This window comes from Roseateles oligotrophus (assembly GCF_025717515.1).
In the GTDB taxonomy this organism is placed as follows: domain Bacteria; phylum Pseudomonadota; class Gammaproteobacteria; order Burkholderiales; family Burkholderiaceae_C; genus Paucibacter_A; species Paucibacter_A oligotrophus.
Genome location: NZ_JAJIRN010000001.1, coordinates 437,732 through 452,945 on the forward strand (window position 1 = coordinate 437,732; position 15,214 = coordinate 452,945).

The 15,214-nt window shown below is 63.8% G+C and carries 15 protein-coding genes; 7 read left to right on the plus strand and 8 right to left on the minus strand.

Annotated elements, in window-relative coordinates:
• The 5 genes from LNV07_RS02075 to speD are packed head-to-tail and all read left to right on the plus strand — an operon-like array spanning position 1 to position 4,604.
• On the plus strand, positions 1–1,311 hold the full coding sequence (locus LNV07_RS02075) for a homoserine dehydrogenase (protein ID WP_263569497.1): 1,311 nt from the start codon (positions 1–3) through the stop codon (positions 1,309–1,311).
• A complete protein-coding gene (gene thrC, locus LNV07_RS02080) occupies positions 1,308–2,714 on the plus strand; it encodes a threonine synthase (protein ID WP_263569498.1) in 1,407 nt (468 codons plus the stop codon). Before LNV07_RS02075 ends, thrC begins: the two co-directional genes overlap by 4 nt.
• Complete coding sequence (locus LNV07_RS02085) at positions 2,707–3,945, plus strand: molybdopterin molybdotransferase MoeA (RefSeq protein WP_263569499.1); 1,239 nt, start codon at positions 2,707–2,709, stop codon at positions 3,943–3,945. The genes thrC and LNV07_RS02085 overlap by 8 nt, the downstream gene beginning before the upstream one ends.
• 5 nt (positions 3,946–3,950) lie before the next feature.
• Positions 3,951–4,202 (plus strand): molybdopterin converting factor subunit 1, encoded by a 252-nt coding sequence (moaD, locus tag LNV07_RS02090; protein WP_263569753.1) that lies wholly within the window; start codon positions 3,951–3,953, stop codon positions 4,200–4,202.
• Positions 4,203–4,217: 15 nt separating this feature from the next.
• The gene (gene speD, locus LNV07_RS02095; RefSeq protein WP_263569500.1) at positions 4,218–4,604 is read left to right on the plus strand and encodes an adenosylmethionine decarboxylase; all 387 of its coding nucleotides are present in this window, start codon (positions 4,218–4,220) and stop codon (positions 4,602–4,604) included.
• On the opposite strand, the gene soxR is transcribed toward speD, so the two are convergent.
• Positions 4,537–5,145 carry a redox-sensitive transcriptional activator SoxR gene (gene soxR / locus LNV07_RS02100; protein ID WP_263569501.1) on the minus strand — a complete coding sequence of 203 codons (609 nt, stop codon included), beginning with the start codon at positions 5,143–5,145 and terminating at the stop codon, positions 4,537–4,539. The genes speD and soxR overlap by 68 nt on opposite strands.
• A 77-nt stretch (positions 5,146–5,222) precedes the next feature.
• Here soxR and LNV07_RS02105 point away from each other — a divergent pair, with 77 nt between their 5' ends.
• Entirely contained in the window at positions 5,223–6,248 is a 1,026-nt protein-coding gene (locus LNV07_RS02105) for a questin oxidase family protein (RefSeq protein ID WP_263569502.1), read from the plus strand.
• Positions 6,249–6,260: 12 nt separating this feature from the next.
• On the opposite strand, the gene LNV07_RS02110 is transcribed toward LNV07_RS02105, so the two are convergent.
• From LNV07_RS02110 to LNV07_RS02130, 5 genes are all read right to left on the minus strand, one after another.
• Complete coding sequence (locus LNV07_RS02110) at positions 6,261–7,814, minus strand: flavin monoamine oxidase family protein (RefSeq protein ID WP_263569503.1); 1,554 nt, start codon at positions 7,812–7,814, stop codon at positions 6,261–6,263.
• Positions 7,815–7,835: 21 nt separating this feature from the next.
• Positions 7,836–9,413 carry a polyamine aminopropyltransferase gene (locus LNV07_RS02115; RefSeq protein WP_263569504.1) on the minus strand — a complete coding sequence of 526 codons (1,578 nt, stop codon included), beginning with the start codon at positions 9,411–9,413 and terminating at the stop codon, positions 7,836–7,838.
• A gap of 102 nt (positions 9,414–9,515) precedes the next feature.
• Positions 9,516–10,034, minus strand: a complete 519-nt coding sequence (locus LNV07_RS02120) for a hypothetical protein (protein ID WP_263569505.1) — start codon at positions 10,032–10,034, stop codon at positions 9,516–9,518.
• Positions 10,015–11,325 (minus strand): cytochrome-c peroxidase, encoded by a 1,311-nt coding sequence (locus LNV07_RS02125; protein ID WP_263569506.1) that lies wholly within the window; start codon positions 11,323–11,325, stop codon positions 10,015–10,017. Before LNV07_RS02125 ends, LNV07_RS02120 begins: the two co-directional genes overlap by 20 nt.
• A gap of 30 nt (positions 11,326–11,355) precedes the next feature.
• Positions 11,356–11,793, minus strand: a complete 438-nt coding sequence (locus tag LNV07_RS02130) for a FixH family protein (protein WP_263569507.1) — start codon at positions 11,791–11,793, stop codon at positions 11,356–11,358.
• A gap of 514 nt (positions 11,794–12,307) precedes the next feature.
• On the opposite strand from LNV07_RS02130, the gene LNV07_RS02135 reads away from it, so the two are divergent.
• Positions 12,308–13,075 carry an HD domain-containing protein gene (locus LNV07_RS02135; RefSeq protein WP_263569508.1) on the plus strand — a complete coding sequence of 256 codons (768 nt, stop codon included), beginning with the start codon at positions 12,308–12,310 and terminating at the stop codon, positions 13,073–13,075.
• A 51-nt stretch (positions 13,076–13,126) separates the two neighbouring features.
• On the opposite strand, the gene LNV07_RS02140 is transcribed toward LNV07_RS02135, so the two are convergent.
• Entirely contained in the window at positions 13,127–13,948 is an 822-nt protein-coding gene (locus LNV07_RS02140; protein ID WP_263569509.1) for a LytR/AlgR family response regulator transcription factor, read from the minus strand.
• Entirely contained in the window at positions 13,945–15,039 is a 1,095-nt protein-coding gene (locus LNV07_RS02145; RefSeq protein WP_263569510.1) for a sensor histidine kinase, read from the minus strand. Before LNV07_RS02145 ends, LNV07_RS02140 begins: the two co-directional genes overlap by 4 nt.
• Positions 15,040–15,214 lie beyond the last annotated feature (175 nt).

Sequence of the window (15,214 nt, forward strand, 5' to 3'; positions counted from 1 at the left end):
ATGAAAGCGATCAAAGTTGGCCTGCTGGGCATTGGCACCGTAGGCAGCGGCACTTTCAATGTGCTGCGCCGCAACAGCCAAGAAATTCGCGGCCGCGCCGGCCGGGACATCGAGATCACGATGGTTGCTGACCTCGACGTCGAGCGTGCCCGCTGCGTCGTCGGACCCGACGTGACCGTCGTCAGCGATGCGCGCGCCATCATTGCCAACCCCGAGATCGATATCGTCGTCGAGTTGATCGGCGGCTACGGTGTCGCCAGAACCCTGGTGCTGGAGGCGATTGACGCCGGCAAGCATGTGGTCACCGCCAACAAGGCCTTGCTGGCCGTGCATGGCACCGAGATTTTTGCGGCCGCGCGGGCCAAGGGCGTGATGGTGGCTTTTGAAGCGGCCGTGGCCGGCGGCATTCCCATCATCAAGGCCTTGCGCGAAGGCCTGACGGCCAATCGCATCGAGTGGATCGCCGGCATCATCAACGGCACGACCAACTTCATCCTGTCCGAAATGCGCAGCAAGGGTCTGGACTTTGCTGTGGTGCTGAAGGAAGCGCAGCGTTTGGGTTATGCCGAGGCCGACCCGACCTTTGACATCGAAGGCGTTGACGCCGCGCACAAGATCAGCCTGATGAGCGCGATCGCATTCGGCAGCCCGGTGCAGTTTGACAAGGCCCATGTCGAGGGCATCACCCAGTTGCAGGCGGTCGACATCAAGTACGCCGAGCAACTCGGCTACCGCATCAAGCTGCTGGGCCTGACGCGCCGGCGCGAGAATGGTATCGAGCTGCGCGTGCATCCGACCCTGGTGCCGATGGCGCGCCTGATCGCCAATGTCGAGGGCGCGATGAACGCCGTCGTCGTGCAGGGCGACGCGGTCGGCACGACGCTTTACTACGGCAAGGGCGCAGGCGCCGAGCCGACCGCTTCCGCCGTGATCGCCGATCTGGTCGACATCACCCGTTTGCACACCGCCGACCCGGACCACCGCGTGCCGCATCTGGCCTTCCAGCCCGACGCGATGAGCGACACGCCGGTGCTCGCGATGGAAGAGGTGGTGACCAGTTTCTACCTGCGCCTGCGCGTGGCCGATGAGGCCGGCGTGCTGTCCAGCATCACCGCCATCCTGGCCGAAAGCGATATCTCGATCGATGCGGTGCTGCAACGCGAGTCCGCTGAGGGTGAGCGTCAGACCGATCTGATCATCCTGACCCATGAGACGGTGGAAGGGCGGATGAACCGCGCGCTGGCCCGTATGCAAGGCCTGCCGACGGTGTTGGCGCCCATCGTGCGGCTGCGCAAGGAAGAGTTGGCATGAGGTATATCAGTACCCGTGGTGACAGGACCGAACGGGCCTTTTGCGAAATCCTGCTCGAAGGCCTGGCGCCCGACGGTGGCCTCTATCTGCCCGTCAGCTATCCGCAGATCGACGCAGCGACGCTGAGCAAGTGGCGGGGCTTGAACTACGCCGATCTGGCCTTCGAGATCCTGTCGCTCTATATCGACGACATCCCGGCCGAGGATCTGCGTGCGATTGCGCAGCGCACCTACACGGCCGAGGTCTTCGGCACGCCCGAAATCACCCCGCTGAAGGTCCTGGAGCCGGGCTTGGCGCTGCAGGCCTTGTCCAATGGCCCGACCCTGGCCTTCAAGGACATGGCGATGCAGTTGCTGGGCCAGCTGTTCGAATATGAGCTGAAGCGCCGCGGTGAGACGCTCAACATCTTGGGCGCCACTTCCGGTGACACCGGCAGCGCGGCCGAATATGCAATGCGCGGCAAGGCCGGCGTGAACGTTTTCATGCTCAGCCCGCATGGCCGCATGAGCCCGTTCCAGCAAGCGCAGATGTTCAGCCTGCAAGACGCCAACATCCACAACATCGCCATCGAAGGCGTGTTCGATGATTGCCAGGACATCGTCAAGGCGGTGTCCAACGATCTGGACTTCAAACGCAAATACAAGATCGGCACCGTCAACTCGATCAACTGGGCGCGTCTGCTCGCTCAGGTTGTCTATTACTTCGCCGGCTATTTTCAAGCCACGAAGTCGAACGACGAGAAGGTCAGCTTCACCGTCCCGTCCGGCAATTTCGGCAATGTCTGCGCCGGCCATGTCGCGCGCATGATGGGGCTGCCGATTGCGAATCTGGTCGTCGCGACGAACGAGAACGATGTGCTGGACGAGTTCTTCCGCACCGGCGTCTACCGCGTGCGCGGCGCGGCCGACACGCATGAGACCTCCAGCCCTTCGATGGATATTTCCAAGGCCAGCAATTTCGAGCGCTTTGTGTTTGACCTGCTGGGGCGTGATGGAGCGCGTGTCAAATCGCTATTCGATGACGCCATCGCCAGCGCTGGGCGTTTCGAGATCAGTGCTAGCGAGCATGCGCAGATTCAGCCTTATGGCTTCGTCTCCGGCAGCAGCACGCATGCCGACCGTTTGGCGACGATTCGCGCGACCTTCGAAAAATACGGCGTGATGGTCGACACCCATACCGCCGACGGCCTCAAGGTTGCGCTCGAAAACCGTCAGCCCGGCGTCACCATGCTGGTTCTGGAGACCGCTCTGCCGGTCAAGTTCGCCGCGACGATCGAGGAGGCGCTGAACCTGACCCCGCCGCGTCCGGCCGGTTTGGAAAACATCGAGTCGCTGCCCAAGCGCGTGTCGGTGCTGCCGGTGGACGCCCAAGCGGTCAAGGCCTTCATTGAAACTCATGTCTGAAGCGACAACGAAGCGGCCCGCCCTGCAGAGCCTTGACGAAGCGCTGCAGCGCCTGCTGTCCACGGTGCAGCCGCTGGGCTTGAGCGAGACCTTGCCCACCGCCGATGCGCTCGGCCGCGTGCTGGCCGAGGCCGTGGTGTCCCTGATCTATGTGCCGCCGGCCGACAACAGCAGCATGGACGGCTATGCGCTCCGTGCGGCCGACGTGCAGGCGGCGGGCAGCGTGCTGCCGGTCGCTCAGCGGGTGCCGGCCGGCGTGGTCGGCGCGGTCCACCAAGCGGGCACGGCGGCACGCATTTTTACCGGCGCGCAGATTCCCATCGGCGCCGATGCGGTCATCATGCAAGAGCAGTGCGAGGCGGTGGCCGGCGAGGGTTTGGGCAGCGTGCGCGTCAATGCCGAGGTGCAGGCGGGCCAATGGATTCGCCGCCGTGGCGAGGATGTGGAGCAGGGCGCCACCGTGCTGGCCGCGGGCTGCCGGCTGGATGCGGCGGCCTTGGGCCTGGCCGCCTCGGTCGGCGCGGCGCAGCTGACGGTTGCGCGCCGGCCACGTGTGGCGCTGTTTTCGACCGGCGACGAGTTGGTGATGCCGGGCGAGCCGCTCAAGCCTGGAGCGATCTACAACTCGAACCGCTTCACGCTGCGGGCGATGCTGCAAGGCCTGGGCTGCGAGGTGATCGATCTGGGCATCGTGCCCGACAAGCTCGACGCCACCCGGGCGGCGCTGCGCGAAGCGGCGGCTCAAGCAGATTTGATCATCACCTCGGGCGGCGTCTCGGTCGGCGAAGAAGACCATTTGCGCCCGGCCGTGCAGGCCGAAGGCAGCTTGGATCTGTGGCAGATCGCGATCAAGCCGGGCAAGCCTTTGGCCTTTGGCCGTGTGGCGGACAAGGCCTGGTTCATCGGCCTGCCCGGCAATCCGGTGTCCAGCTTCGTGACCTTTGCGCTCTTGGTGCGGCCGGTGATCTTGCGGCTGCAAGGGGCGAGCAAGTTGCAGCCGCGCGGCTTCATGTTGCGCGCCGATTTCGACTGGCCCAAGGCCGACCGTCGGCGCGAATTTCTGCGCGTGCGCTTGAACGAGGCCGGCGGACTGGACCTGTTCCCGAACCAAAGCTCGGGCGTGCTGACCTCGGCCGTGTGGGCCGACGGCTTGCTTGATGTCCCGGCCGGTCATTGCTTCCAGCGCGGGCAAATGCTGCCTTACTTGCCGATGAGCGAATTGCTGACATGAGCACCATCACCATTCGTCTGAAATTCTTTGCGTCCTTGCGCGAGCGCCTGGGTGCCAACGAGGCCTTGACCTTGCCGGCCGGCACGACGGTGGCCGGGCTGCGTGACTTGCTGCTGGCCCGCTCGGACGCGCATGCGGAATTGCTGGCCCGTGGCCGCGCGGTTCGCTGTGCGGTGAATCAGCAGTTATGTGCCGAAGATGCCGTCATTGGCGATGGCGCCGAGGTGGCCTTCTTCCCACCCGTGACTGGCGGCTGAGCCCGTTCTCGCGCCATGCAAGGCCTGCACCTGTGCGCCGATTTGAGCGGTGTTCGCGCCGATCTGCCGGAGATGCTCGATCCCGCCGCGCTGCAAGCAATCTGCGTGGCAGCGGTGGCGCAGGCCGGCTTGGGCGCGGTGGCCGAGTTGTTTCACCGCTTCGTTCCTGCGCCGGGCGAAACGCAGTCCGGCATCACCGGCGTCGTGCTCTTGGCCGAGTCGCATCTGGCCGTTCACACCTGGCCCGAACTGGGTGGCGTGACGCTGGATGTCTATGTCTGCAATATGGGCCAGGACAATAGTTCCCGTGCGCAGGCCTTGATGGCGCGCCTGATCAGCGCTTTCGCACCCGAACAGGTGCAGCAGCAGGCGCTGCAGCGCGGCGGGCTGGCGCAGATTTAGCGGCCTCGGCCATCACCTTCGCCGCGCTGTCGCCGATCAAGTAGCGCGCGCCCGCGCCGGCCTTGCCGGCCGCGTCTGCGGGGTTGTAGAGCGCGCATTTGCTCAGCGACAAGCAGCCGCAGCCAATGCATGAGCTCAAGGTGTCGCGCAGCCTAGTCAACTCTGCAATGCGCTGGTCCAGGATTGGGCGCCAGGACGTCGACAGGCGCTGCCAGTCGGCCGGGGTCGGCGTGCGCCCCTCGGGCAATTCGGCCAAGGCGGCGCGAATCTGCTCCAGGCTCAAACCGACCGTTTGCGCCGCGCGAATAAAAGCCAGTCGGCGCAAGTCGCCTCGCGCATAGTGGCGCCGGCCGCCTTGTTTGCTTTCACTTGCGCTGCGCTGGCTGCTCAGCAGCCCCTGCTCTTCATAAAAGCGCAGCGCACTGGCGGCCACGCCACTGCGTTTGACCAAGTCGCCGATCGTCAGCCGGGTCTCGGCCGCTGCCGTCTTTGATGCGCTCTTTGATGTGGCTTTTGATGTGGAGTCTGGCTTGTTGGACATGGTTCGAAAAAATCGCTTGACTTCAAGTTCACTTGAACTTTCAGTATAGAGGCCTTGCTACCTTAATCAAGCGCATCATGACCCACGCACAAGCAAACATCTCCGCATTGGCCCCTTGGCTGGAACTCAATCTGCGGCAATTCCCGCTCGAGTACGGCGACCAACTCAGCAGCCATCTGCCCATGGCCTTGCATGCCTTGCACAGCCTGGGTGCCGACGAGGCGCGCATGGCCGCCTTCTTCAATAGCTATAGCCGTCGATTCGAAGGCATGGTGGCACCGTCTGCGGTAGCGGCCCCTGAGGACTGGCTGAGCTTGCGTGGCGACTGGTCGGCTTACAGCGCCCTGCGCAGCTACTTTGAGTTGGCCTTGGCGGCTGAAGGGCGTGACGCATTGCTGCGCCGGGTTTTGCCCGATTTGTTGCCGGGCATATCGGCGGTCGCTTTTCATGGCGCGATCCGGCTGGCCCATGCGGTGGAGGGTGGGCACGGCCCCGAGTTGGTGGCGGCCTTGGCCTATTGGGCCAGTCGTTGGCAGCAGTTGCCGGCGCCAGCCGTGCAAAGCGGTGTTGAGTCCTTGAACTTGCCTGCTTGGTCCGAGCGCTTGGTGGCGGGCGCATCCACCTGGCGCAGTGAGGCGCCCTTGATTTTTCTGCGCATGATGGAGGCCAGCGCCAGGCCTGTGTATGCCGAGTTAGTGTGGGCCGCGCCTGCCGCGGCGCCGACCTTGCTGGCTCGCGTGGCGGAGCTGGCGAGCCTGGCCTTGGACTATTACTTGCACAGCGCCAATTTCACCGTGCTGCACATGATCACCGGCCTGCGCGCTGTGCGTGTGTTGGCACCCTGGATACCGGCCGAGCCGAACTTTCAAATACAGGTGCAGGCCATTCTGACTCAGGCCTTTGTCGCCGCCTATATGGCCGGGCGTGTGCAATGGCGAGACACTCCGGAGCCCAAAAATGGCTTGAACTGGGCCGAGCTCGCCGACGCCGCAACCCAAGCCGAAGACGACCATGTCATCAAGCTGGTGCATGCCTGCCGAGAAGAAATGGCGGTCTATGGTGATCCGCAGTATTTGCAGGCCGCAGCGATGGCTTTGCGGTGAAATGGGTGATCTCTAACGGCGGCCGAGGCGGGCCGCCAGCTTTGAGGCCAAGTCGAAGCCCTGCGTATAAGCCTCCTCAAACACCGAGTAGCCGGCCAGATCGCTGTGCGCGAAATGCAACCGGCCTTGTGGCTGCTGAAGCGCGCTGAGCGCCGCCGAGCCACGCAGCCCCGGCACAGGGATGCTCATCGCGTGGCCCCAGCGCACCAGATCGGCGCGCTCGATCTGGCCAAGCAGATCGGGGTGAACCGGCATCAAGTCGGCCAATATCTGCCTCAGCCAATGCCGCCAGTCTTGTCGAAGCAGCTCGCCGCGCCGTGCTTGAGGCAGCGCCCAGTAGGCGCTCAGCACGGTCGCACCGGCCTGCGGTTTGAGGCTCTGGTGCATCGCATCGACATAGCCCAAGCCCTGGCTGGCGTAGATCACATTGTCCCAGGCAGGCGGCGCGCCGCTGCGCTGCAAGAGCGGGCCTTTCAGCTGCAGATTGGCGACCAGCCAGGGGGCATAACGCATTTGTTCGGCGGCGGCCTTCAGTGGCGCGAGGCCTTGGCCCAGCAGCTTGTTGGCGATGAAAAGCGGTGTGGCCAGCACCAGCTGCTCGGCCTGCCAGCGCTCGGCGCTCTGCCTCGCTTCGTTCCAGACCAGGAGCTCAACCTGATGTTTGCCCGACTCCACCCTCAAGACGCTGCGGCCGCGGTGGATCTGCGCCGTCACCGGGGCCGCGATCGCGTCGGTCAAAAACGCGTTGCCCTGCGGCCAGGTCAGCACCGCTTCGCGCTCGGCGCTCGAGCCTGCCGGATGAAAGCCGTGGCGGCTGGCAAAGTAATGCAGCCCCGCCCAGGCCGACACATCTTGTAGGCCGGCGCCATAGTCATCCCGGCAGCAGTAGTCCAGATACCAGCGCAGATGCGGGTCGCTCAGCCCTTGACTTGTCAACCAGGCGGCAAAGCTTTGGCCGTCCAAGGCGGCATGGCCCGGCGTCCAAGGTGCGCGGCGCGTCGGCATGGCGAAGCCCAACTGCGCCTGCGCGGCCTCGACGGCGCGTTCGAACAAGCGCTGTTGTGCTTGTGCCGAGGCGGTCTGCGCCGGTGGCAGCAAACCGTCATGCCAGGCAGCGTCAAAAAACAGCCGCTCCTGCGGGCTGTGGCAGAGGTGGCGCTCGTCCCAGACCGGGCGGCCGAGTCGCTGCCGCACCAGCCCCAACTCTTCAAGCAGTTGGTACACCTCGTGCGAATGCGGGCCGGGCAGAGGGAGGTAATGCGCGCCGGTCGGGCAGACCATGCCGCCCATTTTGTGAGCGCGACTATTGCCTCCGACCTCGTCCTCCAACTCCAGGAGCGCGAAGTCGGCTATGCCGGCCTGGCTCAAACCTCTTGCGCAGGCAAGACCTGACACCCCCGCCCCGATGATCAGCACCTGGGTTCGTCGCAGCGGGCCATCGCCTGCCTTTGGTGGCTCAGCGCGCAGGCGGTGGCCGCGTTCGGCATGGGCGCCACCGACCCAGCCGCCCGCCGTTTCTGCAAGGGGTGCCTCACAGCCCGCCAGCAGCAGCGAAGCGCTGCCCATCAATAATTCACGCCGCCGCACTCAATGCACCTTGCCCCATTCCGCCTCGAACTCATGCACCAGTTGCTGGTTCGACAGGCGGTTCACCTCGGTCGGCAGGCGCGCCATATCGGGCGGAAAATTCATCAGCGCGGGCAGGCCGGCCAGGTCCAGAAACTTCAGCCCGGCGGGCAGCGCGCGCGGCGGCGCCCAGGGGCGCCGGCCGGCCAGCACAAAGCCCCATTCGCCAAAGCTGGGCACATGGGCGTGGTAGGGGGTCGTCGTCAGGCCGACTGCCTCCAGCGTGCTGACCACGGTCCAGAAGCTGCGCCTGGCGATCAAGGGCGAGGTGGTCTGCACCACCGCGTAGCCGCCGGCCGTCAGATGCTGGTCAATCAGCTGATAGAAGCTCGTCGTGTAGAGCTTGCCCAGCGCGAAATTGCTGGGGTCGGGGAAGTCGATCACGATCACATCAAAATGCCCGGCCTGCTGCTCCAGCCAGCCGAAAGCATCGGCGTTGACGATCTTCAGCTTCGGCGAAAGCAGCGCGTCGCCGTTGAGCTGGCGCAGCAGGGGCAGGGTCGAGAACAGCCGCGTCATATGCGGGTCCAGCTCGACCAGGGTGACGCTTTGCACGCTCGGGTAACGCAATACCTCCCGCACCGCCATGCCGTCGCCGCCGCCCAAGATCAAAACATTTTTCGGCGCGCCATGGCCGGCCATCGCCGGATGCACCAAGGCCTCGTGATAGCGGTATTCGTCCTTGGAATGGAATTGCAGATTGCCGTTCAGGAACAGACGCACGCCCGCATTGCCCTGGGTGACGACGACGCGCTGATAGTCCGAACTCTCGCGCAGCAGGATGTGCTCGCCGTAGAAACGGTCCTCGGCCCAGCTCGTCAGTCGGTCGGCGCCCAGCATCGCCGCCAATAGCAGGCCGAAGCTGGCGGCGCAGGCCAAGGCATGGCCGCGCCAGGCCCGCAGTTGTGAGCGAAATAGCCACAGCGCCCAGATCGCCACCAGTACATTCAAAAGCCCGAAGAACAGGCCCGTGCGCACCAGACCCAGATGGGGCACCAGCAGCAGCGGGAAGGCCAAGGCCACGACCAGGGCGCCAAGGTAGTCAAATGTCAGCACCTGCGAGACCAGATCGCCCAGCTCATAGCGCTTACTGAACTGCTTTTTGAGAATGCGCATGACCAGCGGAATTTCCAGCCCGACCAAGGCGCCGACCAGCAGCACCAGGCCGTAAAGCAGCACTCGAAAGGCCGCCAGCTGGCCCGGCGGCAAGAGACTGTGGGCAAGAAAAAGCGCGGCCGGCATCAACCCGCCCACCAAGCCCACCAGCAACTCGATTTTCAGAAACTGCGCGACCAACTGGCGCCTCAGATAGCGGCTCAGCCAGGAGCCCAGCCCCATCGCAAACAGATAAGTGCCGATGATGGTGGAGAACTGCAGGACCGAGTCACCGAGCAGGTAACTGGCCAGCGCACCGGCCGTCAGCTCATAGACCAGACCGCAGGCGGCGATGACGAAGACGCTGGCGAGCAGCAGCAACTCGGGCAGGGAGATGCGGCTTGCGTCGATTTCTGAGTTGCTGGATGGGGCGGAAGGTGACATGAGGGCGAGCTTAGCCGAAGCTGCTGATTGGCTACATTCTTCTGCTCGTCGACCTCTTCCCTGCGCTTGTCGTGCAGCGAGCTTTGCTTGCCTGCGCCGCACTCAAGGTCGGTGACCGGGGCTTGTTGGCCGCGCTTGATTTGTCAGTGGAACCGACTCGGCCGCTAAAAGACCTTCGGCACGAGACGTCAAGATGCAAGCGACGAATATCGCGGCTGTCACATCAAAGGTCAGACAGAACCCTGGCCAGCCCTGCGGCACACCGCTGTTGTGAACCAGCTTGTGATGAAAGAAGTCCATCACGCCGTGCCCGGCAAGTGCGGCGACAAGCAGCCACAAATTGCGCTTGAAGCCGAGCAAGGCGACGACCGTGAATACGGCCGAAATGGCGAGCTCGGACAGCAGCACTTGCTTGTCGCCATCAATCACCGCGAACAAGACGTAATAGGTGGCGATGACGATCATCATCGCCGGGTAGAACACTCGGTCTCGGTCCATGGCCAGCAGATGGGCGCCGCCGCAGACAGCTAGCGCAAGGGCGATGCCCACGAAAAATTCCATAGCTTGTTCTCCAGTTGGTAGCCAATGAGCTTGCGGGCACTTATCTTTTTGGGGCGTCAAGAATCGGGCCCGACAGCGTCGCGAGAAAGTCCGCCAAGTCCTTGATCTCTTGCTCGTTCAGCTGGATCGGCTGGCGCTCGCTTGGTGTTCCGGCGCGGCCCTTGGCGGCGCTGCTCAGTTCCGACCGCCCGATGACGGCGGCCGGCGCCTTCACATAGTGATTGATGACCTCCGCGATGGTCTTGAATTGGCCTGCATGCATATAGGGAGGCCGCAAGCTCACATTGCGCAAGCTCGGTGTCTTGAACGCGCCGTCCAAGGCCGGGTCGGTGCTGACCATGAAACGCAGCTCCTGGCATTGCTCCGGCGCGGCGTCACTGAAGCGGCCGAGGCAATTGAACTCATCTTGCTGCACCTTGGCCAGCGCACTTGCGCGGCCATGGTCGGGCCGGCTGGGGTCGCGTTGTGGCACCGCCGTGTTGTGGAAATGCTGGTCGGTGAATAGCGGGCCGTTGTGGCAGCTCACGCATTGCCCCTTGCCGATGAATATGCGCAGGCCCTGGATCTCTTGCGCTGTCAGGTCTTGCTGGGCGCTTGCGTCCCCCAGCAAGTTGCCGACAACGTAGCGATCAAAGCGCGATTCGCCGTGGATCAGCGTCTTTTCGTAGGCCGCAATCGCCTTGCCCATATTGGCGAAAACGCGGCTGACCTCGGCTTGCGCTTTGCCGTCCATCCGCCGCCAGGCGGCTTGTTCGGCCGGCATTCCCAGCGGCCCGGCGTCTTGCGGCAAGGCGCTCAGATCGGGCATGGGCTTGAAGATCGCCTCATAGTCGGCGCGGTAATGGGCTTGCAGCAGATGGGCGTAGCGGCTGCGGTTACCGCCATGTTCGACGGCGTCTTCCAGCGGGCCCAGCGCCTGCGACCAGAGGCTGTCTTTGCGGCCGTCCCAGAACAACCAGGGGCTGTGCGCGCTGCCGACAATTGGCATCGCCCGCCTTGCGCCGAGGCCGACACCGCGCCCAAGTGGCAGTCCGTCCTGGAATTGCTTGTTCGCGTCGTGGCAGCTGGCGCATGACACCGCCTGGTTCTGGCTGAAGCGAACATCATTGAAGAGGCGCCGGCCCAGCTCAATGGCTGCGGGCGAACCCTCCACCGCATTCGACGAATCTGCCGGCGTGGGTGGCAAATTTTTGAGCTGCAGAGAGGCCAACAGGTCGAGCTCCGCTGGGCTCCACGGTGCCCGCACGCTGAGGGCTTGATGCTGGGGTCCGGCACTGAATCCGCTCAGCAGCGAGGCTGCGACGAGAAGCAGCGGGCCGAGTACGAGGCTTGTTGAAATGGCTTTGCGCATGAGGCTTCCTCGGTGCTTGAAGAGCGTCAGTTAGCGCGCTGCCGCGGGCGTCGCGACGATGGTGTTGAAGCTCACCTGGTCGGCGCCGCCTCCTTCACTGTGGATGGCCAGCTTGATTTCCCACCAGCCGCTCATGCTGAACTTCATGCCTTCCAGCAAATAGATACCGTCAGCCAACTCTCGCGTGACCTGCGGGCGAGTGGGCAGACCGTGGCCATGCTGCGGCATGCCGCCGTCCACCGCAATCTCCGCATGCGTGATTGGCCGGCCGTCTGCTGTTGTCAGTTTGATTTGCCAGGTATGGATCTGATTGATCGCTGCCGCCTTGGCGGGCGGCTGCAGCGCGACGATGAATTTGCCTTCGGCCGTTGGGCGAGTCAGTGCGAGATTCAGATCGTCCGGGGGAGCCGCGCAAGCGGCGATGCCGAAGGCAGCGAGCAGCGAGAGCTTGGAAATGATGCGGTACATGGTGAGGTCTCCAAAAGGTGTGAGGGCAAGCGGCGAAGGCGAAATGCCTGGCACCGAGCTGGACTTTCGTCGGTGCCGCTGGCTGGCGATAGCGACTTGTGATCAGCCGTTCCGCGCCGTCCCTGACTGGTGCTGATTGGCGCTTGAGTGGTCAAGGCGCCCGACCGCCCGGTGCCAATATGGCTTGGCCCGCTGCGGGGCTTGCTTGCCAAAACCATTCGGTCGCCAAGCGCAACCGTTCCGGCATTGCCGCCAACAGCCCGTCTCAAATAGCTGTTGGCATGGAGCCATCGCAGCGAAAGTCCAGTCATCGAAGACATCCCGTCTTCGATTCACCCAAAGGAAGCAAATCATGAACGATACAAATCAAAGCCCTTGCCGCTGTGCGACTTGCCCTGGCTCTGCCTGCCGCTGCGGTTGCCAGCAGCCCAGCACCGCGCCACAGACCTGCGCCTGCGGTCCGCAATGCCCATGTGGCCCGGCTTGCGCCTGCCCCAAAAACTGAAGAAATCTGATGGGCATCGGTACTCTGGACTGGACCCGGCGCGGCGGTATGTTGACGCTCAATGAGCGCTGGCGACTGACCCTGGCGGCAATCGGCAAGCGGGCGCGCCTGCATAAAGCGGCGCGGGCAGGCGAGACTCCCGCTGCGCTCAAGCTGCTCGACCGGCTGGGCTTGGGCGCCCTCGATTACATCGAGCAGCCTTGGGATGCGCTCGCCTTTGCCGCCTCAACCGCCGCACAAGAGCTGCAGCCGCAGTGGTTGAGCAACCATGGCTGGCGGACCTATGCCTGGGGCACCTTGCTGGCGCTTGATGGTAATCTGGAATACGACAAAAACCTCTTCTTTGCGGCTTGCATGTTGCACGACCTTGGTCTGACTCCCCATGCTGCCCAGCCGGCCGATCAATGCTTTACGCTGCGCAGCGCTCTTGCGGCTCGCAGCATTCTTCAGCGTGCCGGCGCGTCCCCGGCGCAGCTGGATTGCGTGGCGCAAGCGATCACCCTGCATCCCAATCTTGAGGTCGGCATCGAGCAAGGTGTGGAGGCGCATCTCTTGCAGGCCGGTGCTGCCTTCGATGTGGTCGGGCAGCGCAGCCATGAGCTGCCGGCAGCGCTGCAGGCGGGTGTGCTGGGCCGGCACCCACGCCTGGGTTTCAAGCAATCGTTTTGCGCCTGCATGCAGATGCAGGCGCAGGCAACGCCGAACTCGCGCATGGGCTTGTATGTGCGTCGCCTGGGTTTCCTAACTCTGATTCAGCAAGCACCTTTTGACGAGTAGCGCCATTCGAGTGGGGCCCAAGCTGGGTCATTTCTGGCGCGAGCAGCGGCTCTACATCGGCCGGAACAGGTAGCTAAACGCGCGGCTGACCTTGATGGGGCGCTGCAGCCCGCGCAGCGTCAAGCTGTAATGCCCGATTTCGTCGCGCGTCGCGCTGAGGATGCAGTTGAAGTTGACGAGCACGCTGCGGTGCACTTGCTTGAAATCGCTGGTGTCTATTCTGGCCGTGAGCTCACGCAGGCTCATGCGCACCAGCGCCTCGCCGGTCGCGGTGACGACATTCACATATTTTTCGGTGGCCTCGAAACAAATGACCTCGGCGACCGGAATCATCCGGACGGTGTTGCCGACGCCCGCTCGAATAACCTTGATCCGCTCCGGTGCTTCTTTCTCTTCCATTTCCTCTGCGGACGCGGACAGTGTCTGTACCTTTTGCATCAAAGCGCCCATTTCACCCGTAGCGGGCGACTCGGCACGCTCACCGAGCCGGCGTTTGAGTCGCTCAACGCTAGACCTCAAGCGCTCGGCGGTGACCGGCTTGAGCAAATAGTCGACCGCCGAGTGCTCGAACGCGGCGATGGCAAATTCGTCATAGGCCGTGACGAAGACAAACAGCGGTTCCGCCTTGTCGCCCGGCCAATCGTCGGCGACCACCTCCGCCACTTCCAGACCGGTCTTGCCGGGCATCTTGATGTCGAGAAACATGATGTCGGGCGCTTGTTCGAGTGCCAGCTCAATGGCGGAGAGCCCATCCTCGGCAACGGCGATCACTCGCAGTTCGGGCCAGACCTCGGCCAGTAAACGCGACAAGGTTCTGGCGAGTACCGGCTCATCTTCGGCGATGAGGGCACTTGGCCTAGCTTCTGTATTCATTGGGGAATCCTTACGCTGGCACAAAGGCCGGTCGGTGTTTGAGGCATCAGTGTCAAGCTGGCGCGTGGCCCGTAGGCGGCAAGCAGGCGTTCCCGCACATGCTGCAAGCCATAGCTGGCGTTGGGCCCCTGCGCCAGCGCCCTGGCCGCGCCTTCGGCTGATAGGCCCAGGCCGGTGTCGGTCACCGAAATCTCGACCCCCGCCACAACCCCCGCTTCCAGCCCAAGGTCGACACGCCGCGCGCGCACCTCGATGCACCCCGCGCCGACCTTGGGTTCGAGCCCATGCTTGATGGCGTTCTCGACCAAGGGTTGCAGCAGCATTGGCGGCAAGGCCATCTGCTCGAGACCGCTGGGCAGATCGAGCCGGTAGCTCAGGCGCGGCCCCATGCGCACCGACATGATGTCCAGGTAGGCGCGCAATTGCGCGAATTCATCCCGCAAGCTGCTGAGTTCCGTTCGGGAGGCCGCCAGCGCGCTGCGCAGGTAAGTAATCAGTTGGTCGATCATGAACTCGGCCTGCCGCGAATCTTCGCTGACCAGGGAGCGCAGGTTGGCCAGCGTGTTGAACAGCATATGCGGCTCCAACTGGGCGCGCAGCAGGCGCAGCTCGAACTCGGTCGCCAGACGCTGGGCTTCGGAGCGCGCTGCGGCCTCGTTCGCGAGGCGCTCGCGGCTGGCAAAGTAGTGCAGGCCGAAGCCGGCAATCAGCAGCGTGAAGACGATGGGCAGCAGTCTGTCCTGGCCCGGACTCATGACTCGAAAGGGCTCGCCAAGCATCACGAGTGCCAGCACATGGCCGGCCACATAGCCCGCCGGGATGGCGATGATGCCGGTCAGTGCCCAGCCCAACGTAGATCCGATGTTTGGAAACCAGCGCGAGGTCCTGAGCAGCATCGCAGTGCCCACGATGCCCATGCCGACACATTCACTGAATACGAGCAGCCGGCCCCAACTGTCCACGCCCGGCGCAGCGATGAACAGCACGCTGGCCGCCAAGGCCCAGAACAAGGCCGAGCCCAGGGTCAGGCGCAGCAGACCCTGCCAGGTCTTGGGCGTCGGCCGAGTGTTGGCGGTAGTAAGGTGAGACATGCCGCGCTATTCCTGAAGAAGACCGCTTCGCGCGGTGGCCGAGATCTTGCAGAACAAAAAATACAACAAGAGTCGTTGGCACTTTAGGTGCTGGGCCTTGATCTGCCTATTGCGCCTCGCCCCGCCGCTCGGAATCTGTCCTTGAATGGTCGATTGAGGGCTCCAAACGGCGAGC